This is a genomic window from Saccharothrix sp. DSM 118769, assembly GCF_052936295.1.
Genome location: NZ_CP193627.1, coordinates 8,077,364 through 8,100,751, shown reverse-complemented (window position 1 = coordinate 8,100,751; position 23,388 = coordinate 8,077,364). Strand labels below are relative to the sequence as shown.

Annotated in this window: 15 protein-coding genes; 13 read left to right on the top strand and 2 right to left on the bottom strand. The window is 74.9% G+C overall.

All coding sequences use genetic code 11. From position 1 onward, the window contains the following. Window positions 1-109 precede the first annotated feature (109 nt). From ACRAKJ_RS34070 to ACRAKJ_RS34030, 9 genes are all read left to right on the top strand, one after another. Window positions 110-2,959 carry a BTAD domain-containing putative transcriptional regulator gene (locus ACRAKJ_RS34070; RefSeq protein WP_438919112.1) on the top strand — a complete coding sequence of 950 codons (2,850 nt, stop codon included), beginning with the start codon at window positions 110-112 and terminating at the stop codon, window positions 2,957-2,959. A gap of 225 nt (window positions 2,960-3,184) precedes the next feature. After that, window positions 3,185-3,373, top strand: a complete 189-nt coding sequence (locus tag ACRAKJ_RS34065) for a hypothetical protein (protein WP_438919113.1) — start codon at window positions 3,185-3,187, stop codon at window positions 3,371-3,373. A gap of 11 nt (window positions 3,374-3,384) precedes the next feature. Beyond that, window positions 3,385-6,363, top strand: a complete 2,979-nt coding sequence (locus tag ACRAKJ_RS34060; protein WP_438919114.1) for an AAA family ATPase — start codon at window positions 3,385-3,387, stop codon at window positions 6,361-6,363. Window positions 6,364-6,563: 200 nt separating this feature from the next. After that, window positions 6,564-7,316: an ATP-binding cassette domain-containing protein gene (locus ACRAKJ_RS34055; protein ID WP_438919115.1), complete on the top strand. Its 753-nt coding sequence runs from the start codon at window positions 6,564-6,566 to the stop codon at window positions 7,314-7,316. A 4-nt stretch (window positions 7,317-7,320) separates the two neighbouring features. Continuing rightward, window positions 7,321-9,834: an FtsX-like permease family protein gene (locus ACRAKJ_RS34050; RefSeq protein ID WP_438919116.1), complete on the top strand. Its 2,514-nt coding sequence runs from the start codon at window positions 7,321-7,323 to the stop codon at window positions 9,832-9,834. Between the two features lie 416 nt (window positions 9,835-10,250). Beyond that, window positions 10,251-11,537 carry an extracellular solute-binding protein gene (locus tag ACRAKJ_RS34045; RefSeq protein WP_438919117.1) on the top strand — a complete coding sequence of 429 codons (1,287 nt, stop codon included), beginning with the start codon at window positions 10,251-10,253 and terminating at the stop codon, window positions 11,535-11,537. Further along, entirely contained in the window at window positions 11,537-12,514 is a 978-nt protein-coding gene (locus ACRAKJ_RS34040; RefSeq protein WP_438919118.1) for an ABC transporter permease subunit, read from the top strand. The genes ACRAKJ_RS34045 and ACRAKJ_RS34040 overlap by 1 nt, the downstream gene beginning before the upstream one ends. Before the next feature lie 5 nt (window positions 12,515-12,519). Continuing rightward, window positions 12,520-13,368: an ABC transporter permease subunit gene (locus ACRAKJ_RS34035; protein WP_438919119.1), complete on the top strand. Its 849-nt coding sequence runs from the start codon at window positions 12,520-12,522 to the stop codon at window positions 13,366-13,368. Window positions 13,369-13,376: 8 nt separating this feature from the next. Continuing rightward, on the top strand, window positions 13,377-14,783 hold the full coding sequence (locus ACRAKJ_RS34030) for a GH1 family beta-glucosidase (protein ID WP_438919120.1): 1,407 nt from the start codon (window positions 13,377-13,379) through the stop codon (window positions 14,781-14,783). Window positions 14,784-14,850: 67 nt separating this feature from the next. On the opposite strand, the gene ACRAKJ_RS34025 is transcribed toward ACRAKJ_RS34030, so the two are convergent. Both ACRAKJ_RS34025 and ACRAKJ_RS34020 read right to left on the bottom strand, forming a co-directional pair. Then, the gene (locus tag ACRAKJ_RS34025) at window positions 14,851-15,882 is read right to left on the bottom strand and encodes a substrate-binding domain-containing protein (protein WP_438919121.1); all 1,032 of its coding nucleotides are present in this window, start codon (window positions 15,880-15,882) and stop codon (window positions 14,851-14,853) included. Between the two features lie 38 nt (window positions 15,883-15,920). Then, window positions 15,921-17,003, bottom strand: coding sequence for a GNAT family N-acetyltransferase (locus ACRAKJ_RS34020; RefSeq protein ID WP_438919122.1), 1,083 nt, complete (start codon window positions 17,001-17,003; stop codon window positions 15,921-15,923). Window positions 17,004-17,130: 127 nt separating this feature from the next. Between ACRAKJ_RS34020 and ACRAKJ_RS34015 the strand changes: the two genes are divergently transcribed. From ACRAKJ_RS34015 to ACRAKJ_RS34000, 4 genes are all read left to right on the top strand, one after another. After that, a complete protein-coding gene (locus ACRAKJ_RS34015) occupies window positions 17,131-17,544 on the top strand; it encodes a hypothetical protein (protein WP_438919123.1) in 414 nt (137 codons plus the stop codon). Between the two features lie 428 nt (window positions 17,545-17,972). Next, entirely contained in the window at window positions 17,973-18,542 is a 570-nt protein-coding gene (locus ACRAKJ_RS34010; protein WP_438919124.1) for a DM13 domain-containing protein, read from the top strand. A 301-nt stretch (window positions 18,543-18,843) separates the two neighbouring features. Beyond that, window positions 18,844-19,836, top strand: coding sequence for an AraC family transcriptional regulator ligand-binding domain-containing protein (locus tag ACRAKJ_RS34005; RefSeq protein WP_438919125.1), 993 nt, complete (start codon window positions 18,844-18,846; stop codon window positions 19,834-19,836). 101 nt (window positions 19,837-19,937) lie between these two features. Beyond that, window positions 19,938-23,330: a phosphodiester glycosidase family protein gene (locus ACRAKJ_RS34000; RefSeq protein WP_438919126.1), complete on the top strand. Its 3,393-nt coding sequence runs from the start codon at window positions 19,938-19,940 to the stop codon at window positions 23,328-23,330. The last annotated feature ends 58 nt before the right edge of the window (window positions 23,331-23,388 follow it).

The following is a 23,388-nucleotide window of genomic DNA, read 5'->3' as shown; positions in this document are numbered from 1 at the left end:
TTGGTCGGACACGCTTAGCGTAAGAATGCGGCTACAGGACGACTGGAGCCGGACTGAAGTGATCTCCTAGGCTCTGTCGTGAGAGGGACCTTCGACGAAGGATCGGTCGGTGGAAGACGTCGGCGCGGAGCGCTCGCGGTTCGAGGTGCTCGGCCTCCTCCGGGCGGTGCGCGGCGGCAAGGAGGTCGACCTCGGCGCCGCGAAGCAGCGCGCCGTGCTGGCGGTGCTCCTGCTCGCCCGCAACACCCCGGTCAGCCGGGACCAGATCATCGACGCGGTGTGGGGCGACAACCAGCCCACCAGCGCGGTCAACCTGGTGCAGACCTATGTGGCGGGCCTGCGCCGCGCCCTGGAGCCCCGCCGCGCCCGCCGCGCGCCCGCCGAGCTGCTGACCTCCGTCGGCGACGGCTACCTGCTGCGGGTGGACCCGGGCGCGGTCGACCTGGACGACTTCGAGCGGCGGGTGTCCGCCGCCGGCCGGCTGCGCTCCTCCGGCGACCTGGTGGCCGCCGCCACCACGCTCGACGAGGCCCTGGCCCTGTGGCGCGGCGAACCCCTCGGCGGGGTCGCCGGCCTGTTCGCCGAGGTCGAGCGGGACCGCCTGGTCGAACGGCGGCTCGTCGTGCAGGAGGAGCGGGCCGAGCTGATGCTGCTCATCGGCCGCGGCGCGGAGCTGGTCGGGGCGCTGACCGCCCTGGTCGGCGAGCACCCGCTGCGGGAGCGCGGCCACGGCCTGCTGATGCGCGCGCTGTGCCAGGCCGGCCGCCAGGCCGAGGCGCTGGCCGCCTACCGCGAGGCGCGCCGCGTGCTGATCGACGAGCTGGGCGTGGAGCCGGGCCCGGAGCTGCGCAAGCTCCAGCAGGCCGTGCTGGCGGGGGAGGACCCCGAGCCGGAGCGCCCCACCCGGCCGATGACCCTCCCGGCGGCGCCCGAGCCCGCGCCCGCGCCGACCCCGGCCCAGCTCCCGCGCGCCTCGGTGACGCTGATCGGCCGCGACGAGGAGCTCAAGCGCCTCGACGGCCTGCTCGCCGCCGACCCCGCGGGCGGCCTGGTCCTCGTCGTCACGGGTCCCGCCGGCGTCGGCAAGACCGCGCTCGCCCTGCACTGGGCGCACCGGGTCCGCGAGGACTTCCCGGACGGCCAGCTCTACGTGGACCTGCACGGCTACGACCCCAACCAGGAGCCCCTGAGCGCGGGCGAGGTCCTCAACCGCCTCCTGCGCACCCTCGGCGTGCCGTCGCCGGACATCCCGGTCACCGTGGAGGAGCGCTCGGCGCTGTTCCGGACGCTCATCGCCGACCGGCGCACGATCGTGATGCTGGACAACGCGCGCGGCTCGACCGAGCTGCTGCCCCTGCTGCCGGGGCCGCCGTCGTGCGTGCTGGTGACGTCCCGCCGGCGGCTGGTCGGGCTGGTCGCGCACGCCGAGGCGCGCCTGGTCGAGCTGGACATGCTGGACCTGGACGCCTCGGTCGCGGTCGTCGGCCGGGTGGCGGGCCGGGACGGCACCGAGGCCGCCGCGCTGCGCCGGCTGGCCGTGCTGTGCGACGGGCTGCCGCTGGCGCTGCGCATCGCCGCCGCGCGGCTCGCCGTGGCGCCGTCGTTGAGGGTCGCCGAGCTGGTGGCCGAGCTGGACGACGAGCACGGCAGGCTGGCCGCGCTGGGCCTGGAGGACGAGGACTCCACCGTGCGGGCCGCCCTGGACGCGTCCCGCCGCGCCCTGTCGCCGCTCCCGGCGCGGCTGCTCGCCCTGCTGGGCCTGCACCCCGGGCCGGACGTGACCGCGCACGTCGCCGCCGCCATGGCCCGCGTCCGGCTGGGCGAGGCGCAACGCGCGCTGGACTCGCTGGCCACCGCGAACCTGCTGTCGCTCACCGAGACGGGCCGCTACGGCGCGCACGACCTGGTCCGCGTCTACACCCGCACGCTGGCCGCCGAGCTGGCCGCCGAGGAGCGCCTCGGGGCCACCAGCCGGATGCTGGACTACTACCTGCACGTCGCCGACGTCGCCGACGGCCTGCTGCCGGTGGGCCGGGGCGGCGTCCGGGTGGCGCCGGAGAACGTGCCGGTCGAGGTGCCCAGGTTCACCGGTTCGGCGGAGGCCGTCGCCTGGCTGGACGCCGAGCAGGGCAACATCATCGCCGCCGCCGAGCTGGCCGCCGAGGGCGGGCGCCGCGAGTGGCTCGTGCACGCCTGGCAGCTGCCCTACACGCTGTCGCGGTTCTTCTGGATGCGCGCCGACCGGACCACCTGGCTGCGCACCACGGAAGCCGCGCTCAAGGCCGCCACGACGCTGGGCGACCCCGCGGCGCGGTTCGTCATGCTGTTCAACCTCGGCGCGGCCCTGGCGCAGTTCCAGCGCATGGACGAGTCGCTGGCGCGGCACCGCGAGGCGCTGGAGGTGGCCCGCGCCTCGGGTGACGTCAACGCGCAGGCGCGGGCGCTCACCACGGTCGCCGACATCCTCCAGCACCTGGGGCGCGTGGACGAGTCCGAGGCGTCCTACCGCGAGGCGCTGGAGGTCAGCCGCGCGGCGGGGGCCCGCTGGGCGGAGGCCAGCGCGCACCACAACCTGGGGCTGCTGCAACTGGCGTCGCGCCGGTACGAGGACGCCAAGTCCCGGCTGCGCGCCGCCGTGGACATGTACCGGGAGGTGGGGGAGCAGTGCGGCGAGTCCACCTGCCACACCGACCTCGCCCAGGTGCTGCTGGAGTCCGGCGAGGAGGCCGAGGCGGCGGCGTCGGCGCGGACCGCGCTCCAGGTGGCGTCGGCCGCCGCCAGCCCGTACCACCAGGCGATGGCGCACGACCGGCTGGCCACCGTGTTCGAGCGGCAGGGCGCGCCGGGTGCGATCGCGCACTGGCAGCGGGCGCTGGCGCTGTTCACCGAGCTGGACGCGCCGGAGGCCGACCAGGTCCGGGCCCGCCTGGCCCGCGCCAAGGCCGCCGTGTCGGCCTGACCGCCGCGCCGACCGCCTGACCGCCGCGCCGACCGCCTGACCGCCGCGCCGACCGCCTGACCGCCGCGCCGACCGCCTCTCGGGGGTACCCCTTACCCCGCGCCCGCCACCCCTTACGGCGGCGGGCGGGGGCGGGCGGGCGTCGGGGCACGCGAACCACCGATGCCCGCTCCCGCGCCTCAGCAGGAGTCTTCGTGCTACCGACGAGGACACGAGGAGCACGTCATGGAGTGGACACCCGAGGCCGTCAAGGCGGAGGTCGACTACCGGCACGCCGCACTGCGCGCGGACGCGGCGCGGACCCGCGTCGACCGGAGGCCCGCGTCGTCGAGGAGGCGGTGGTGGGCGGTGCTGGGCCACCGGTCCGGCCCGGAGTCGCCCGGGGCGGGGAACGAGCGCCCGACGGCCGCCTGAGGTGTGACAGCATGCCTGGTGTGGCACGCCTCGGTTCCGGAATCCCCCTGGTGGCGCGTGGCCGGGAGATGACCAGGCTCCGCGCCGCCCTCGACGACGCCGCCCGCGGCACGGCCACCGCGGTCCTGCTCGCCGGTGACGCCGGTGTCGGCAAGACCCGCCTGGTGGACGAGCTGGCCGCGGTGGCGGGCGACGCGCTCGTGCTCACCGGGCGCTGCCTGGACGTCGGCGGGACCGGCCTCCCGTACCTGCCCTTCACCGAGGCCCTGGGGCAGGTGCGGGAGGCCGGCCTGCTCGACGTCGCCGCCCGGCCCGCCCTGGGCCTGCTCCTCCCCGAACTGGCCCTGCCCGCGCCCCACGAGGGCGGCCGGTCCGTGTCCGGCCCGCCGTCGCACCTCGTCGGCCGCCGCCCCGAGCAGGACGTCGGCCAGCTCCAGCTGTTCGACGCCGTGCACGGCCTGCTCGGCGACCTGGCCGCGGAGCGGCCCGTGCTGCTGGTCCTCGAAGACCTGCACTGGGCCGACGCCTCCACCCGCTACCTGCTGTCCTTCCTGCTCTCCCGGCTGCGCGCGCAGCGGCTGCTGGTCATCGGCACCTACCGCGGCGACGACCTGCACCGCGGCCACCCGCTGCGGCCCCTGCTCACCGAGCTGGTGCGGCTGCCCGCCGTGCAGCGGCTCGACCTGACCCCGTTCAGCGCCATCGACGCCCGGTCGTTCGTGGCCGCCCTGTCCGACGACCTGCCGGACGACGTGGTGCTGGAGGTCGCCGAGCGCTCGGACGGCAACCCGTTCTTCGCCGAGGAGCTGATCGCCGCCGCCGCCGACCGCGCCGGGCACGTGCCGTGGACGCTCTCCGAGGTGCTGCTGTCCCGCATCGAACGCCTCGGCGCGGACGCCCAGCACGTCGTGCGGGTCGCCTCCGTCGGCGGCCGGTCCGTGCGGCACGAGCTGCTGCGGGCCGTGGCGGGCCTGGACGACGTCGCCCTGGACGGCGCGCTGCGCGAGGCCGTGCAGCACCACGTGCTGCTGGTCGCCCGGGACGGCGGGTACGCGTTCCGGCACGCCCTGCTGCGCGAGTCCGTGCACGCCGACCTGCTGCCCGGCGAACGCGTCCGCCTGCACTCCGCGTACGCCGACCTGGTCGCGGCCACCGGCGGCCGGGGCGCCGCCGCCGCGCTCGCCCACCACAGCCTGGAGTGCCACGACCTGCCGCGCGCGTTGCGGGCCTCGGTGGGGGCCGCGCAGGAGGCGCAGGCCGCCGGCGCGCCCGCCGAGGCGTTGGGGCACCTGGAGCAGGCGCTGAAGCTGTGGGCCGCCGTCCCGCCCGCCGACCGGCCGGCGGACCTGGGCGAGTTGGCGCTGCTGCGCCGCGCGTCGTGGGCGGCGGGCACGGCGGGCCAGCCGGAGCGGGCCATCGCGTTCGCCCGCAGCGGCACGCGGGTCGTCGACGAGTCCGACCCGGAGACCGCGGCCGGGATGTGGCAGCGCTTCGCGCAGGCGTTGCAGGTGCTCGACGGCACCGAGGACGAGAAGTACCACGCGATCGAGGAGGCGTGGCGGCTCGTCCGCGACCGCCCCGGGTCCCGCGCCCGCGCCTGGGTGCTCGCGGTGTGGGCGGGGGTGCTGCGGCACGACCGCAAGTACGCCGAGGCCCGGGAGCGCGCCGAGCTGGCGGTGGCCGACGGCCGCGCGGCGGGCGCGGCGTCCGCGGTGGCGGACGCGCTGGCCACGCTGGGCCTGCTCGACGAGCCGGAGGGCGACGTGGCGTCGGCCCGCGAGCACCTGACCGCGTCCGTGGCGTGCGCGCTGGAGGCCGGCGCGGTCAGCACCGAGCTGCGCGCCCGCTACTTCCTGGGCCTGCACCACTACGACCTGGGCGAGCCGGCCGAGGCCGCGCGGGTGCTCGACGAGGGCGTGGCGCGGGCCAGGGAGACCGGCCTCACGTGGAGCTCGTTCGGCCTGGAGCTGCGCATCCTCCAGGTCCTGACCCGGTACTGCGTCGGCGAGTGGGACGACGCGGCGACCGCCGCCGAACCGCCCGGCCTGCGGGTGTCGAGCACGGTGTCCGCGCGCCTCGCCGCGGCCGGCACGCACGTCGCGGTCGGCCGCGGCGAGTTCGAGCAGGCCGAGCGGATGATCCGCGAGCTGCGCGCCGACTGGCACCGCGACCTCCAGATCGCGCTCATCACCGGCGGCACGGGCGCCGAGCTGGCGCTGTGGCGGGGGCAGCCGGAGCTGGCCGTGGAGCGGGTCGCCGACGCCGTGCAGTGGTCGCGCCAGGAGGTCGAGTGGTTCCTGGCGGGCATCCGGCTCGCGGCGCTGGGCGTCGCCGGGCACGCCGACCTGGCCGTGCGGGCGCGGCGGCGGCGCGACCGGGCCGCGGAGGAGGAGGCGGTGCGCGCCGGGCACGAGCTGGCCGACTACGCGCGCACGACGGCCGAGCTGGGGTCGCCGCGCACCGGCGAGCTGGGCCCCGAGGGGCGCGCGTGGCTCGTCCGGGTGGCCGCCGAGGAGTCCCGCCTGACCGGCGCGGGCGATCCGGACCTGTGGCGGCGCGCCGTCGACGGGTTCGGGTTCGGCGCGGTGTTCGAGCAGGCCGTGTGCCGGTGGCGGCTGGCCGAGGCGCTGCTCGCCGCGGACCGGCGCGACGAGGCGGTCGTCGAGCTGCGCTCGGCCGGCGAGGTGGCCGACCGCCTGGGCGCGGAGCCGCTGCGGGAGGCGCTGGACCTGGTGGCCCGGCGGGCGCGGGTGGCGCTGCGCGACGCGGGTCCGCGCGACCGGGTCGACCCGTTCACGCCGCGCGAGCGGTCGGTGCTGGAGCTGGTCGCGCGGGGGCGCACCAACCGGCAGGTGGGCGAGGAGCTCTACATCTCGGAGAAGACGGTCAGCGTGCACCTGAGCCGGATCATGGCCAAGCTCGGCGCGAGCCGGCGGGCCGAGGCGGTGGCGAACGCCTTCGACCGGGGACTGCTCGACCTGCCCGACTGACGCGCCCCGCCCCCGCCCCGACTGACGCGCCCCGCCCCCGCCCCGACTGGCGCCCCCGCGCCCGCCGCGCCGTCAGACCGCAGGACCACCCGTCGTCATCCCGCCGGCTGACGACGGGTTCCGCCGCCGAGGTGACGACCGGTTACGCCCGCTCCCCATAGCTTTCTCGTCGATCGCACTCGTCGAGGGAATGAGGGAGCATGTCCGCACTGGTGTCCGACGTCGGGACCCGCACCGCCGCAGAGGCCGCGAACCTGGTGAAGGTGTACGGCAAGGGCGACACCGCGGTCCGCGCCCTCGACGGGGTGAGCGTCGCCTTCGAGGCGGGCCGCTTCACCGCGATCATGGGGCCCTCGGGCTCCGGCAAGTCCACGCTGATGCACTGCCTGGCCGGGCTGGACAACGTCGACGGCGGCACGGTCCGCATCGGCGGCACCGAGATCACCTCGCTGAACGACAAGGACCTGACCAAGCTGCGCCGCGACCGCGTCGGCTTCGTGTTCCAGGCGTTCAACCTGCTGCCCACGCTCACCGCCGAGGCCAACGTCCTGCTCGGCCTGGAGCTGGCCGGCCGCAAGCCCGACCGCGAGTGGTTCGACACGATCGTGGACGTGCTCGGCCTGCGCGACCGCCTCAAGCACAAGCCCACCGAGCTGTCCGGCGGCCAGCAGCAGCGCGTGGCCTGCGCCCGCGCCCTGGTCGCCCGGCCCGACGTGGTGTTCGCCGACGAGCCGACCGGCAACCTCGACTCGCGCTCCGGCGCGGAGGTCCTCGACTTCCTGCGCATGTCGGTGCGCAAGCTCGGCCAGACCGTGATCATGGTGACGCACGACCCGGTCGCCGCGTCCTACGCCGACCGCGTCGTGCTGCTCGCCGACGGCCGGCTGGCCGGCGACATCGCCAACCCCACCGCGGACTCCGTGCTCGCGGCCCTGAAGCACCTGGGCGCGTGACCTGATGCTGCGCACCATCCTCGCGGGCCTGCGGGCCCGCACCGCACGACTCGTGCTCTCGTCGGTGGCGATCGCCCTCGGCGTCGCCTTCGTGACCGGGACGCTCGTCCTCGGCGACGCGATGAACGAGAGCCTGCGCGACCAGTTCGCCAAGGGCGCCCGCAACGTCGACCTCTCGGTCACGCCCGCCACGCGCTCCGAGGGCACCGAGGGCATCACGCCGGAGGTGCTGGAGAAGGTCCGCGCGACCCCCGGTGTCGCCGGGGCCGACCCGCGCTACGCCGTGCCCGTCCCGCTCATCGGCGGCGACGGCAAGGCCAAGAACGCCTGGGGCGTCCCGCTCGCCACCACCGAGGAGCTGCGCGAGTTCGACCTCGTCGACGGCCGCTACCCGACCGGCGACGACGAGATCGCGGTCGACGAGCGCACCGCGAAGACCGCCGACCTCGCGGTCGGCGAGCCCGTGACCCTGCTCGGCGACGGCGACCGGGAGCGGGTGTTCCGGGTCGTGGGCACCTACACCCAGGGCGTCAGCCAGGTCCAGGTGTCCGGCACCGACCACGTCGTGCTCACCGCCGACGCGCTCCGGTCGTTCGACCCGGAGCAGCGGCCCTACGAGGTGGTCGTCGCGGCGGCGCCCGGCGTCACCCAGCAGCAGGTGCTGGACGACGTGCGCGCGGCGATCGGCGGCACCGACTTCGGTTTCCGGACGGGTGAGCAGCTGACCGAGGAGACGCTGCGCTCGGTCGCCTCCCAGGCCGCCGAGTTCACCTCCGTGCTGCTGGTGTTCGCGCTGATCGCGCTGATCGTCGCGGCCATGGTCATCTACAACACGTTCACCATCCTGGTCGCCCAGCGCACCCGCGAGCTGGCCCTGATGCGGTGCGTCGGCGCGAGCCGCGGCCAGGTGTTCCGCGGCGTGCTCGCCGAGGCCCTGGTCATGGGTCTCGTGGCGTCCGTGCTCGGCCTGGTCGCGGGTCTCGGGGTCTCGGCGCTGCTGCAACAGGTGATCGGCAGCATCGGCGACGGCGGCGGTGCGCCGGTCCGCCTGCCCGTGGCGCCGACGACGGTGCTCGCCGCGTTCGCCGTGGGCACGCTGGTGACCGTGCTGGCCGCCGTGCTGCCCGCCCGCAAGGCGACCCGCGTCGCCCCCGTGGCCGCGCTGCGCAGCCAGCCCGACAGCGGCGAGGAGGTCAAGCGCACCGGCGTGCTGCGGGTGCTCACGGCCGGGCTGTTCGCCGCGGTCGGGGTCACCGCGGTCGTCGTGGGCGTCGGCATCGACGGCGAGGAAGCGTCGATGCTGGTCAGCGGCGCGGGCACGATGGCGCTGCTCGCCGCCGTGATCGTCCTCGGCCCGCTGCTGGTCGGCCCGGTGAACCGGGTGCTCGGCGTGCTGCCGCGGGCGCTGTTCGGCGTGCCGGCGAAGCTGGCCTCCGCCAACGCCGGCCGCAACCCCCGGCGCACCGCCGCCACCACCGCCGCGCTGATCATCGGCGTCACGATCGTCGCCCTGGTCACGGTGGTCGCCAACAGCGCCAAGGAGACCGCGAACGCGCAGATCGACCAGCGGATGCCCGCCGACTACACGGTCACGTCCTCCGTCTACGACCGGTCGCTGCCCCAGGGGCTCGCCGACGACCTGGCGAAGGTGCCCGAGGTGGAGGCCATCGCGCCCACCACCGCGGTGTACGGCGACCGCGCGTACTTCACCGGCATCCCGCGCGACGCGGTCGGCGACCTGTTCCGGCCCGTGGTCAAGAGCGGTTCGCTCGCCGACCTCGCGGACGGCACGGTGGCCGTGCGGGACGAGTACGCCACCCAGGCCGGCCTGTCCGTCGGGTCGACCCTGACCGTGGAGCCCACCGAGGGCGGCGAGACGCAGTCGCTCAGGGTGATCGCGGTCGTCAGCGGCAACGGCCTGTCCGACGGCCTGATGACGCTGGAGACGTCCCGGCGCTTCCCGCGGGCCACCGAGGGCTACGACAGCATCCTGATCAAGCTGCGCGACGGCGCGGCCAACGGCCGGGAGGCGGTCGAGAAGGTCACCGACGCCTCGCCGCTCGCCGTCCTGGACAGCGCCGCGGAGACCAAGGCGCAGCTCAACCGGCAGCTCGACCAGGTCCTCGGGTTCATCTGGGCGCTGATCGGCCTGGCCGTGGTGATCGCCCTGTTCGGCATCGCCAACACGCTCACGCTGTCGGTGCTGGAGCGGACCCGCGAGTCGGCGCTGCTGCGCGCCCTCGGCCTGACCCGCGGCCAGCTGCGCCTGATGCTGGTCGTCGAGTCGGTCCTGATGGCCGTGATGGGCGCCGCGATCGGCCTGGTGCTGGGCGTCGGCTTCGGCTGGGTGGTCGTCGAGGCCGCGTCCACCGACACCGTCGCGATCGACCTCGTCGTCCCGTTCGGCCAGATCGGCGTGATGCTGGCGGGCGCCGTCGTGGCCGCCGTCCTGGCCGCCGCCCTGCCCGCCCGCCGGGCGGCGCGGACCTCGGTGATCGCGGGGATCGCCGAGGCGTAGGCCGGGGAGCCGGCGAAGTCGATCGCCGCTCCCGCGCCGGGACCGCTCATCCGCTCATCCGCGCACGGCGCTCCCGCCGTCGTGGTCGCCCACCGCCCCGGTCCGGGGCGGTGGATCGCGGAAGATCTTGCGGCCGCGCGTCACGTCGGGGCGCGGAATCCCTCTAACCAGGTGCGGGGTGGCCCGAGCGAGGGCCGGGCCACCCCGCTTCGTGCATCCTGCCGCCGCCGGGCTCACTCGACGTCACAAAAATGTTGCTTTCTGTTACGAGAGCGCTTCAGAAAGTTACGGAACGGTGTCGGGAATCCCGGTACTCCTTGACGTGCCGTGCCTCGGGTCACAGGGTGAGAGCGCTCTCATGAGAGCGCTCTCACGAAGCCGGGCACGGTTCCCGGCGCGTGCGTCGAGGAGGACGGATGAGCAGGACTTCGGTCGGCCGGACGACGGCGATCACCGCGGTCGCCCTGACCGCCACGCTGGTGGCGGCCTGCGGCGGCGGGGGAGGTGACGCGGGCGACGGCACGGTGAAGCTGTCGATCGGCATCTTCTCCGACTTCGGGTTCACCACCCTGATCGAGGAGTACGAGGCGTCGCACCCGGGCATCGAGATCGAGCAGCGCACGGTCAAGATGGAGCAGCACCACACGCAGCTCGCCACCCAGCTCGCGGGCGGCCGGGGCGCGGCGGACGTCGTGGCGATCGAAGAGGGCGCCATCGCGCAGTTCCGCCAGTCCAAGGACAAGTTCGTCAACCTCGCCGACCACGGCGCGCTGGAGCTGAAGGACCAGTGGGCGGCCTGGAAGTGGAACCAGGGCACCGCCGACGACGGGAAGTTCGTCCTGGGCCTCGGCACCGACATGGGCAGCCTCGCCCTGTGCTACCGCCGCGACCTGTTCGAGGCCGCCGGGCTGCCCGTCGACCGCGAGGAGGTCGGCAAGCTCTGGCCGACCTGGGAGGAGTACCTGGCGGTCGCCGACACCTTCACCGCCAGGACGCCGGACAAGAAGTTCGTCGACGCCGCCCAGAACGTCTACAAGGCCATCCTCGACCAGACCGAGGAGGGCTACTTCGCCAAGGCCGACGACAGCTACGTCGCCGACTCCAACGACAAGGTCGAGAAGGCGTTCACCCTCGCCGCGAGCCTCGGCGAGAAGAAGCAGACCGCCGCGCTGGCCCCGTTCAGCCAGGACTGGAACGTCGGCCTCAAGCAGGCGTCCTTCGCCACCACCACGTGCCCGGCGTGGGCGCTCGCGCTGATCAAGGCCGGTGCCGGCGACGAGGCCGCGGGCAAGTGGGACGTCGCCGCCGCGCCCGGTGGCGGCGGCAACTGGGGCGGCTCGTTCCTGGCCGTGCCCAAGCAGGGCGAGCACGTGCAGGAGGCCGCCGAGCTGGCCAAGTGGCTGACCGCGCCCGCGCAGCAGAAGCGGATCTTCAAGGAGACCGGCAACCTGCCCAGCCAGCCCACCGCGTACCAGGACCCCGAGGTCACCGCGACCACGAACGAGTACTTCAACTCCGCGCCGGTCGGCCGGATCTTCGGCGACTCCGCCGAGGGCCTCAAGCCCACCTACCGGGGCACGAAGGACTCCGTGGTCACGCCGGTGTTCAACAACGCCCTGTCCCGCGTCGAGACCGGCAAGCAGTCGGCCACCGAGGCGTTCGAGCAGGCCGTGGGCGAGGCGAAGGAAGCGTCCGCCAAGTGATGGTCGCGCCCGAACGGACGGCGGTGGGACGGGGCACGACACCCGTCCCGCCGCCCGCGCCCCTGTCGTGGCGGGACCGGCTCACCCGGTGGGACGGCAGGTACACGCCGTACCTGGTCGTCGCGCCGTTCTTCGCGGTGTTCGGCGTCTTCGGCCTCTACCCGCTGCTGCACACCGCGTGGGTGTCCCTGCACGACTGGCAGCTCATCGACGGCGACCAGGGCTTCACCGGCCTCGCCAACTACACCGAGCTGCTCTCGGACGAGAACTTCTGGAACGCCCTGGGCAACACGCTCAGCCTGTTCGCGCTCTCGACCGTGCCCCAGCTGTTCCTCGCCCTCGGCCTGGCCACCCTGCTCGACCGCGGGCTGCGCGGCCGGGCGTTCTGGCGGGCCGGCGTGCTGCTGCCCAACGTCATCTCGGTCGCCGCCGTGGCGCTGGTGTTCGCCCAGCTCTACGGACGCGACTTCGGCATCGTCAACTCGCTCCTCGGCCTGGTCGGCGTCGACCCGGTGGACTGGCGCGCGGAGACGTGGGCCTCGCACCTGGCCATCAGCTCGATGGTGACGTGGCGGTGGGTCGGCTACAACGCGCTGATCTACCTGGCCGCCATGCAGTCGGTGCCCAAGGACATGTACGAGTCGGCGATGCTCGACGGCGCGTCGAGGTGGCGGGTGTTCTGGTCGATCACCCTGCCCAGCATCCGGCCGACCGTCCTGTTCACCGTCGTCGTGTCCACCATCGGCGGGATGCAGCTGTTCGTCGAGCCGCAGCTGTTCGACCCGGGCGGCACGGCCACCGGCACCGGCGGCGACGACCGGCAGTTCCAGACCCTGGTGATGTACCTGTACGAGAAGGGTTTCCGGTTGTTCGACGCGGGCTACTCGTCCGCCATCGCGTGGGTGCTGTTCCTGCTGGTCCTCGTGGTGGCGCTGGTCAACTTCGCGGTGGCGCGGCGCATCGCGTCGAAGGGGTGAGGGCCGTGCGCTCTCCAGGGGGCACGCGCTCCTCGGTCACCAAGGCCGGTCCGCTCGTGCACGCGGTGCTGGTCGTGGTGCTGCTGGCGTCGATCTTCCCGCTCTACTACTCGTTCCTCATCGCGAGCAAGGACAACTCGGCGCTCGGCGACGCGGTGCCGTCGCTCGTGCCGGGCGGCAACCTGGTCGAGAACCTGACCCGCGTGTTCGACACCGTCGACTTCTGGCTCGCCATGCAGAACTCGCTGCTGGTCGCGGGCACGGTGGCGATCAGCAACGTCGTGCTCGGCACGCTCGCGGGCTTCGCGTTCGCCCGGCTGCGGTTCCGGGGCGGCAACGCGCTGTTCCTGGTCGTCGTCGGCACGTCGATGGTGCCCACGCAGCTCGGCGTGATCCCGCTCTACATGCTGATGTCGGACCTCGACTGGTACGGCACGCTCCAGGCGGTGGTCGTGCCCGCGCTGATCGGCGCGTTCTCGGTGTTCTGGATGCGGCAGGCGTGCGAGGAGTCCGTGCCGTTCGAGCTGGTCGAGGCCGCCCGGGTGGACGGCTGCTCGGTGCTGCGGACGTTCTGGCACGTCGCGTTCCCGGCGGTGCGCCCGCAGGCGGCGGTGATGGGCATGTTCACGTTCATGACGGCCTGGAACGACTTCTTCTGGCCGTTGATCGTGCTGGACCCGAACGACAGCCCCACCGTGCAGGTGGCGCTGTCGACGCTGGCCAGCGGCTACTACACGGACTACTCGCTGATGCTCGCCGGCGCGTCGCTCGCGGTGCTGCCGGTCGTGGCGATCTTCCTCCTGCTGGCGCGGCAGATCGTCGGCGGGATCATGCAGGGCGCGGTCAAGGGGTGAGGACTCGAATGACGACGACCGATCCGGCCACCGAGGTGGACCTGTTGCGCTTCCCGCCGGACTTCCTGTGGGGAGCGGCGACGGCGGCGTTCCAGATCGAGGGGTCGACCACCGCCGACGGGCGCGGACCGTCCATCTGGGACACGTTCGCGACGCGGCCGGGCGCGGTGCTCGGCGGCGACACGGGCGACCCGGCGTGCGACCACTACCGGCGCTACGCCTCCGACGTGGACCTGGTGGCCGGCCTCGGCCTGGGCGCCTACCGGTTCTCCGTCGCGTGGCCGCGCGTGCAGCCCACCGGGACCGGCCGCGTCGAGCCGAGGGGGCTCGACTTCTACGACCGCCTGGTGGACGAGCTGCTCGGCCGGGGCGTGCGGCCGGTCGCGACGCTCTACCACTGGGACCTCCCGCAGGGGCTGGAGGACCGGGGCGGGTGGCGGTCGCGCGACACGGCGTTCCGCTTCGCCGACTACGCGGCGTTCGTGCACGAGCACCTGGCCGACCGGGTGCAGCTGTGGACGACGCTCAACGAGCCGTGGTGCTCGGCGTTCCTCGGGTACGCCAACGGCGTGCACGCGCCCGGCGTGGTCGACCCGAAGGGGGCGCTGGAGGCCGCGCACCACCTGCTGCTCGGGCACGGCCTGGCGATCGAGGCGATGCGCGCGCAGGCACCGGCCGACCACCGGCTGTCCATCGTGCTGAACTTCTGCTCGGTGTCGCCGGACTCCGACCCCGAGGCGGCGCGCAAGGTCGACGGCCTCCAGAACCGGCTGTTCCTCGACCCGCTGGCCGGTCGCGGCTACCCGGAGGACGTGCTGGCCGACACCGCGTGGCTGGGCGACTGGTCCGCGGTGGTGCGGGAGGGCGACCTGGAGGTGATCGCGGCGCCGATCGACTGGATGGGCGTGAACTACTACAGCCCCACCCGCGTCGCGGTGGCCGAGGACCCCCTCGTCGTCACCGGCGGCCCGCACCCCGGCCTGCGCGGCGTCGAGGTCCGGCCGGCGCGCGGCGAGGTCACCGGCTTCGGCTGGGAGGTGGACGCCGGGTCGTTCACCGCCCTGCTGGAACGCCTGGGGCGGGACGTGGCGGTGCCCCTGGTGATCACCGAGAACGGCTCCGCGTTCCCCGACGAGGTCGTGGACGGCGAGGTGGACGACGTCGAGCGCACCCGCTACCTGGTCGACCACCTGCGCGCCGTGCACCGGGCCGTGCAGGCGGGCGTGGACGTGCGCGGCTACTTCGCGTGGTCGCTGCTGGACAACTTCGAGTGGGCCGCGGGGTACAGCCAGAGGTTCGGCATCGTGCACGTGGACTACGCCACGCAGACCCGCACGGTGAAGCGCAGCGGCCACACCCTGGCCCGCGTGGTGGGCGCGAACGCCGTGCCGGCGACCGGGTACGACGTGGCGTGAGGCACCGGGTCGGGTCGTCCGAGGGGGACGGCCCGACCCGCCGCGCCGCTCGGGCCGCCGAACCGGCCTACGGCGCGGACGCGCGTTTGACCAGGGTGGTGGGCAGGACCTCGCGCCGCGCCTTGACCGGCTCCCCGCGCAGCAGGCGCAGCAGGTGGCCCACCATGTGCCGCACCTGGGCGGTCGTGTCCTGGCGCACGCTGGTCAGCGGGGGCGAGGTGTGCGGCGCGATCATCGGGTGGTCGTCGAAGCCGACGACCGCCACGTCCTCCGGCACGCGCCTGCCCGCCTCGCGCAGCGCGTCCAGCGCGCCCGCCGCCATGTGGTCGGAGGCGATGAACGCGGCGTCGAGGTCGGGCACGCGGGCCAGCAGGGCCTCCATCGCGCGCTTGCCGCCCTCGCGGGAGAAGCCGCCGTCCTCGGTCATCAGCGCCGTGGTCCCGTCGTCGGCGCCGACCGCGAGCCGCCAGCCCGCGAGCCGGTCCATCGCCGAGTGCTCGTCCAGCGGCCCGGTCACCGACACGACCTTCCGGCGACCCGACGCGAGCAGGTGCTCGGTGGCGAGCAGGCCGCCGCCCTCGTTGTCGTGGTCGACCAGGTGCAGCCCGCGCAGCGAGCCCCACGGCCGCCCGGCGTGCACGACCGGCAGCGGCAGCTTGCGGGCCGCGGTGAGGATGTGGTCGCCCTTGTGCGGGGCGAACATGAGCGCGCCGTCCACGTGCCCGCCCGCCAGGAACCGCTCGGCGCGCAGCTGGTCCTGCGGCGAGTGCACGAGCATCAGCACCATCTGCACGTCGGCGTCGGCCAGCGCGCGGGCCGCGGAGCGGATCAGCCACGCGAAGTGCGGGTCGTCGAAGATCTTGGGCTCCGGCTCGGAGAACACCACGGCCACCGCGCCGGTCCGCCGGGTCACGAGGGCGCGCGCGGCGTGGTTGGGCTGGTAGCCCAGCTCCACCACGGCCGCGGTGACCGCCTCGTGCGCCTCCGGGCTGACCCGGGGCGAGGCGTTGAGCACCCGCGACGCCGTCGCACGGGAAACGCCAGCCTTCGCCGCTACGTCCTCCAGCGTGGGCCGGGCGCTGTGCGATTGGACGGACACGAGCACCACTCCTCGACGATCGCCGTACGAGGACCAGCTTAGCCCGACGCGATCTCTTGGGAAGCGCTCTCAGGAAGGCCCGGACGGGCGGTTCCCGACCCGCTCGTGGAGATCGACACCCGGCTCAGGCCGTCCTCCCGGCGGACCGACGCCACCAGCTCCGCGCGGGCCGCCGTGCGCGCCAGCCCGGTCTCCGCGGGCAGGCACCAGCCCACCAGCTCGGCGTACCCGCCGGCACGCGCGGCACGGGCCAGCGCGCCGAGCAGCGCCGTCCCCACGCCGCGCCCCTGCCAGGCGTCCTCCACCAGCAGCGACACCTCGGCACTGTCCGGAGTGGACATGGGGATCAGCTGGCCCATCGCGATCACCCGGTCGGCGCACTGGGCGACGACGGTGGTGCCGCGCGGCGGGCTGAGCAGCCGGTGCAGCCAGCGCCTCGGCACCGTCCGCATCCCCGAGTGGTACCGGTTGAACAGGGTGCCCATCGAGCAGCGGGTGTGCAGCGCGGCCACCGCGTCCTCGTCCCCCGTGCGGCCGGGCCGCAGCACGACGGCCATGCCGTCGTCGGTGACGAGCGCGCTCGGCTGCGGCGCGACCACGCCGTCCGAGGACAGCAGGTCCAGCAGCGCCCGCGCCCGCGCCAGCTCCACCTGCGTGAACGGCGACCAGCCGCGCCGGGCGACGACGACCGCGCCGTCCCTGGTCACCAGCCGCGCGTGGTTCTCGTCGAGGTCCTCGCCCGCGCTGTCGGGCAGCACCGCCACGGAGTCGGCCGCGAGCACGGCGCGCAGCGCGTCGCACACCGTGCCGGGGTCGCGCAGCGCCCGCCCGGCCGCGCGCAGGGCCGCCGTGGGCGCGTCCACCAGGTCGCGCACGTCCGCCCGGGTGATGCCGACGCACCGGCCGCCCTCGGCGCGCACGGCCGCCACCAGGTCGGCGGGCAGCAGGCCCGGCGCGGCCCGCACGACCAGTTCGTCGAGCACCCCACCGGGCACCGGGATCACGGACAGGGCCAGCACGTTGCAGTCCCGGTCGGCCAGCCTGATGGTGATCCGGGCCAGCGCGCCGGGGCTGTCGTCGAGCTCGACGCGCAGCCGCCAGGTCTTCGGTGTGGGCTCCATGCACCCAGGCTGGTGCGGCGAGGTTGCCGATGGGGGACGCGGGCGTTTCGGGCCCGTTGACGCTCCCGGCGACGCCGGTGGCCGGCCCCGCGCGGGTCAGTCCCGGCAGGAGGGCGGCGGCAGCGGGTTGAGCGGGCTGCACGGCCACTCGGTGCTGCGCGTCCGCGTCGTCGTGGTCACCGGCGGCGGCGCCTCGGTGGTCTCCGGCGGTGGCGGCGGCGCGGCGGGCGGCTGGGTGGTGGTCCGCGTGGTCGTGACCGCGGTCGTCGTGGTGGTGGTCGAACCGGACGGCGCGGTCACCGCGTCCGTGGTCGCCGAACTCGGCGTCGACGACGTGGTCGTCGTAGGGCGACCGGTGGTCCAGGTCGAGGCGGGGGTGTCGGCGTCCGCGCCGCCGTTCACCCCGTCGATGTACAACCCGAGGAGGACACCCGTCAGCGCCGACGCCGCCACGGCCAGGCCGCACGTCGCCCACAGCACCCGCACCGCAGTCCTCCTCAAGAACGCACTCGCGAGAACGCACCCGCGCCGCACACGGTGAGCGGCTGAACAGTACCGCCCGGCGGGGCGGTCCCGGCCGTCGCGGTTCCCGCACCGCTGCGGACAACGAGCGGGGGTGCCCGGTGGTGACGGTCCTCCGCCCACCCGCGCCCCGCGACCCCGCGCACGCCGGAAAACCGCTCACCGGGAGTGTGGGGAAGAGTCGCCTTCAGGGGCGGTGCGCCCGGTCGGGTGTCACACCGCCGGGAAGCCGGTCCACGGTCGGTCGCCGCACGTCCACGCTCCCCGTGCCGCGTCGGCGCATCACCGCCAACCCCGCCCGCTCACCCACCCGGTGACCCCGACAACGGCCGCCGGCCCGACGTCAGAACTTCGTAAGGCGATTCCCGGCCCACCGGGCCGTCCGGTTCGCCAGAGTTGTCCGGGAAGGCCGGGGTTGCCCGGAGGAGAACCGGGGAAAGGCGGACGATGTCCAAGCGCGTGGTCGTGGTCGGGGTGGCCGGGGTCGTGGTGGTGGCCCTCGTGGTGGGGCTGCTGCTGTTCCAGCCGTGGCGGTTGTGGACGGACCGGACCACCGACGAGGCCCTCCTGCTGCCCGGCACGTCCGGCACGTCCGGTTCGTCCACTCCGTCCGCTCCGGGCACGTCCCTGCCGACCACGTCGGACGCGCCGACCACCACCACCCCTCCACCGGGGCCGGTCGCGCTGGCCTCCGGCCCGTTCCGCTCGCTGGAGCACGCCACGACGGGCAGCGCGACGCTGGTCCGGCTGCCGGGCGGCGGGCACGCCGTGCAGTTCGAGGCGCTGGACACCAGCGACGGCCCGGACCTGTACGTGTACCTGTCGGACAAGTCGTCGGACTCGCCGGAGTCCGCGTTCGGCTCCGGTTTCACGAACCTGGGGAAGTTGAAGGCGAACCGGGGCAACCAGGTCTACGAAGTGCCCGCCGGAACGTCCTTGGACGCCGTGCGCAGCGTCGTGATCTGGTGCGAGAGGTTTTCCGCGGGGTTCGCCGTAGCACCCCTGGAACGAACGTGACATCCCGGTGAAACAAATGTCCCGCGGTCACGCCACTCCTGCGCTTTTCGCAGTATTGACGTATCTGGTCTAGACCACATAGAGTGGTGAGCACCACAACGTCCCTCGTTGGTGGGCGGGCGGATGCCCCATCGACGAGGAGCCGGCTCACTGGGGTGGGCCACCCGTTGGCGGCGGCGCGGCACTTCTCTCCCCGAGCCGCGCCGCCGCTCACGGTTTCCCCCGCGTTCCCCGTCGCGGGACGCGCCGCCCGACGCGCACCGCGCGTGACGCCCGCCGGGTGTGCTGCACACTGGGCGTGATGCTCACCAGGACCATCGCCATCCACTACGTGACCGCCGCGCTGCGCGGGGCCGTGCGCCGGGGCCACGACCCCGCCGAGTTCCTCGGGCCCGCCGGGATCGGCGAGGCGCTGCTGGGCGACGAGCGCGCCAGGGTCACGCCCGCGCAGTACGCCAGGCTGGTGCAGACCCTGTGGGACGTGCTGGGCGACGAGTTCCTGGGCCTGGCGCCGCAGCCGAGCAAGCGCGGCACGTTCGCCACGATGTGCCTGCTCGCGGTGCACTGCCCGTCGCTGGAGGACGCGCTGCGGCGCGGGCTCGCGTTCTACGGGCTGTTCGACGTGCGGCCGGTGATGTCGCTGGGCGAGCACGACGGCGCCGCCGCGTTCACCCTCGCCGCGGACGGCGTGGACGACCCGGACCGGTTCCTGGTCGAGTCGCTGCTGGTGCTGTGGCACCGCTTCTCGTCGTGGCTGGTCGGGCGGCGCATCCCGCTGCGCGGCGTCGACCTGGCGTACCCGGAACCGCCGCACGGCGCGGAGTACCACCTGATCTTCGGCGCGCCGCTGCGGTTCGGCGCGCCCACGACCATGCTCACCTTCGACACCCGGTTCCTGCGGATGCCGGTGGTGCAGGACGAGGCCGCGCTGCGGCGGTTCCTGCGCACCTCACCCGCCGAGCTGCTGTCCCGGCGCGACTACGGCGCGGACGCGTCCAGCCAGGTCCGGCGGGTGCTCGGCGGCGGCGTGGTGGGCCTGGACAACGTGGCCGCGCGGCTCGGCGTGAGCGCGCCCACGCTGCGCCGCAGGCTGGCGGCCGAGGGCACGTCGTTCCGCGAGGTGCGCGAGCAGCTGCTGCGCGACCAGGCGGTGGCGAGCCTCGTGCGGGGCGGCGAGTCGGTGGAGGAGCTGGCGCTGCGGCTCGGCTTCTCCGAGGCGAGCGCCTTCCACCGGGCGTTCAAGCGCTGGACCGGCACCAGCCCCGGCACCTACCGCGGCGGTCCCGGCGGGTGACCGCCCCGGCGGAACTTCGCCCGAACGGCCGTGGACCGGAAATCTCCAACGCGGTGCACTGGCACTGCGAAAACTCGCCACCACACCCAGCGGGAGTGCCCGTGCCCCCACGTCCCGGAGCCCTCGTCGCCGCCGCGCTGGCCGCGACCCTCGTCCTGCCCCCGCCGGCCCACGCCGAACCGCCCGCGCCCGCGGTGCCGGCGGCCCGGGCGGAGTCCGCGCCGGACCTGCTCGAACCGCCGGTCAGCCGGGCCGCGGCCGTCGACCCGGCCCGCCGGGTCGAGACCGCCCGCTCCACCCGCCCGGTCGCGCCGGGCGTCACCCTGGACTCCTTCGACTGGTACGAACCCGGCGACGCGGGCGGCTGGGTGCGCGGCGACGCGCTGACCGTCGACCTGAACGCCGGCACCCGCGTCGACTACCTGCACCCCGGCGCCGTCTCGGCCACCGAACCGCTGTCCGCGCAGGCCGACCGCACCCGCGCGGTCGCCGCCGTCAACGGCGACTTCTTCGACATCGGCAACTCCGACGCCCCGCGGGGCCCCGGCGTCCAGGGCGGTCGCACGGTCAAGTCGCCCACCGCCACCCACCGCCGCGCCGCCGGCGTGGACGCGGCGGGCGTCGGCCGCGTGATGGAGGTGTTCTTCGACGGCCGCGTCACCCGCGCGGACGGCACGTCCCTGCGCCTGGACCAGCTCAACAACCCGATCGTGGAGAACGGCGGCATCGGCGTGTTCGACCCGATGTGGGGCTCCTTCAGCCGCGCGCGGGTCGTGCGGGGCGCGACCCGGGTGGCCGAGGTCGTCGTGCGCGACGGCGCCGTGACCGAGGTGCGCGACCGCGCGGGCACCGACCCGGTCCCCGCCGACGGTGTCGTCCTGGTCGGCCGCGAGACGGGCGCGGACGCGCTGAGGACCCTGGTCGTGGGCGAGCGGATCGCCGTCGAGCACACCGCCAGGACCGGTGACGGGGCCGCGCTGCGCGCCGCGATCGGCGGCAACCAGCTGCTCCTGCGGGACGGCGAGGTGGTCGCGCCCGACGACCCGCTGCACCCGCGCACCGCGGTCGGCTTCGACGCCACCGGCGAGCGGATGTTCCTGCTCACCGTGGACGGCCGCGTGTCGCCGTACCTGTCGGGCCTGAACCTCAAGGACGTCGCCTCGGTCCTCAAGGAGATGGGCGCGCACAACGCGCTCAACCTCGACGGCGGCGGCTCGTCGACCCTGGTGGCCCGCGAGCCCGGCGCCGAGTCGGTGACCGTGGAGAACACCCCGTCCGAGGGCGGCGAGCGGGCCGTGCCCAACGGGCTGGCCCTGTACGCGCCGGGGGGCAGCGGCGAGCTGACCGGGTTCCGGGTGGCCACCGCGGTCGACCCGCGCGACGCGCCCGGCGACGGGACCGTGCCCGGCGGCCGTCCCGACCGCGTCTTCCCCGGCCTGACCAGGCAGCTGGTCGCCGAGGGGTACGACGAGACGTACGGCCCGGCGCGCGACGAGCGGCACGGGTGGCGCGCGACGCGGGCCGACGTGGGCCGGGTGGGCGACGACGGCGTGTTCCACGCCCTGCGGCCCGGCACGACCACCGCGGTGGCGTGGCGCGGTGGCGTGGCCGGCGAGGTCGAGCTGACCGTGCTGGGACCGCTGGCCGGCCTGTTCGCGACGACCGCGCGGCTGAGCCTGCCCGAGGTGGGCGGCAGCGGCGAGGTCGGCGTGCTCGGCCGGGACGACGACGGGTTCACCGCGCCGGTCGACCCCGCCGACCTGGCCCTGGAGTACGACCCCGCGCTGCTCCGGGTCGAACCGGTGGGCGGTCGGCTCGCGGTCACCGCCCTGGCCCCCGGCGCCACGACCGTCGTGGCCCGCGCCGGCGGTCACGAGGTCCGCGTGCCGGTCACCGTCGGCCTGGAGGAGCGGCTGGTCGCCGGGTTCGACGACGCCGCGTCCTGGACGTTCGGGTCGGCCCGCGGCTCCGGCTCGGTCGCGCCCGCCGCCGGCCGCACCGGTCCCGGCCTGCGGATGACCTACGACTTCGCGCAGTCCACCGGCACGCGCACGGCGTACGCCGTCCCGCCCGCGCCGATCGAGGTGCCCGGCCAGCCGCTCGCGCTCGGCGCGTGGGTCTACGGCCACGGCCGCGGCGAGTGGACGGCCTTCACGGTCACCGACGCGTCGGGCCAGAGCCGGTCGCTGTACGGCCCGTACATCACCTGGCGGGGGTGGCGGTACCTGGAGGTGGCGGTGCCCACCGCGCTCGCGTTCCCCCTCCGGGTGAACAGGTTCTACACGATCGAGACCGCGGCCGACCGCCAGTACGCGGGGGAGGTGCTGGTGGACGACATCGTGGCCAAGGTGCCCCCGGACGTGGAGCTGCCCGTCGTGGAGCCGGTGGAGGACCGGCTCGTGGTGCGGGACGGCACGGTCGCCGACCGGCCGTGGCGGTTCGCCGTGCTGTCCGACGCGCAGTTCGTGGCGCGCGACCCGGACAGCGCCCTGGTGCGCGCGGCCCGGCGCACGCTGCGCGAGGTCAAGGCGCAGCGGCCGGACTTCCTGGTGATCGCGGGCGACTTCGTGGACGAGGCGTCGCCGGAGGACCTGGCGCTGGCGCGGCGCGTGCTCACCGAGGAGCTGGGCGACGAGCTGCCCTGGTACTACGCGCCGGGCAACCACGAGGTCATGGGACCGGGCACGATCGACAACTTCCGCCGCGAGTTCGGCGCGACCCACCGGGTGTTCGACCACCGGGGCACGCGGTTCGTGCTGCTCGACTCCTCCTCCGGCACCCTGCGCGGCGGCGGGTTCGACCAGGTGGTGCGGCTGCGCGAGGCGTTGCGCGACCACTCGGGGGTGGACTCGGTCGTCGTGGTGCACCACCACCCGCCGCGCGACCCCACGCCCACCAAGGGCAGCCAGCTGTCCGACCGGCTGGAGGCCGACCTGGTGGAGGACTGGTTGGCGGACTTCCGGCGCACCACCGGCAAGGGCGTGGCGTTCGTCGGCGCGCACGTCGGCCTGTTCCACGCCTCGCGGGTGGACGGCGTGCCGTACCTGGTGAACGGCAACTCGGGCAAGGCCCCCGCCGGTGACGCGGGCCGGGGCGGGTTCACCGGCTGGACCCTGCTCGGCGTGGGCGCGCCCCGTCCCGGCGACGACTGGATCGCCGCCGAGGTCCGCCCGCACGTGGACGCGCTGGCCCTGGACGCGCCGCCCACCGTCCGCGTGGGGGCTCCGGTCCGGGTCGCCGCCACCGTCACCCAGGGCTCCCGCGCGGTCCCGGTGGCCCACCCGGTGTCCGCGGACTGGTCGGGCTCGCCGAACCTGCACGTCGGCCCGCCCGCCGACCTCCGCCCCTGGCACGACGCCCACCTGGACCCGGCCGCGGGCACCCTCACCGCGATCCGCCCCGCCCACCTGACGATCGCCGTGACGGTGAACGGCACGACCACCCGGGCCGACGTGACCACCGCCCTGCCCAACCGCCCCCGAGCCACCGCCTAACCCGAGAGTCCAACGCTCAGACCCCGAGAGTCCAACGCTCGCGACCCGAGAGTCCAAC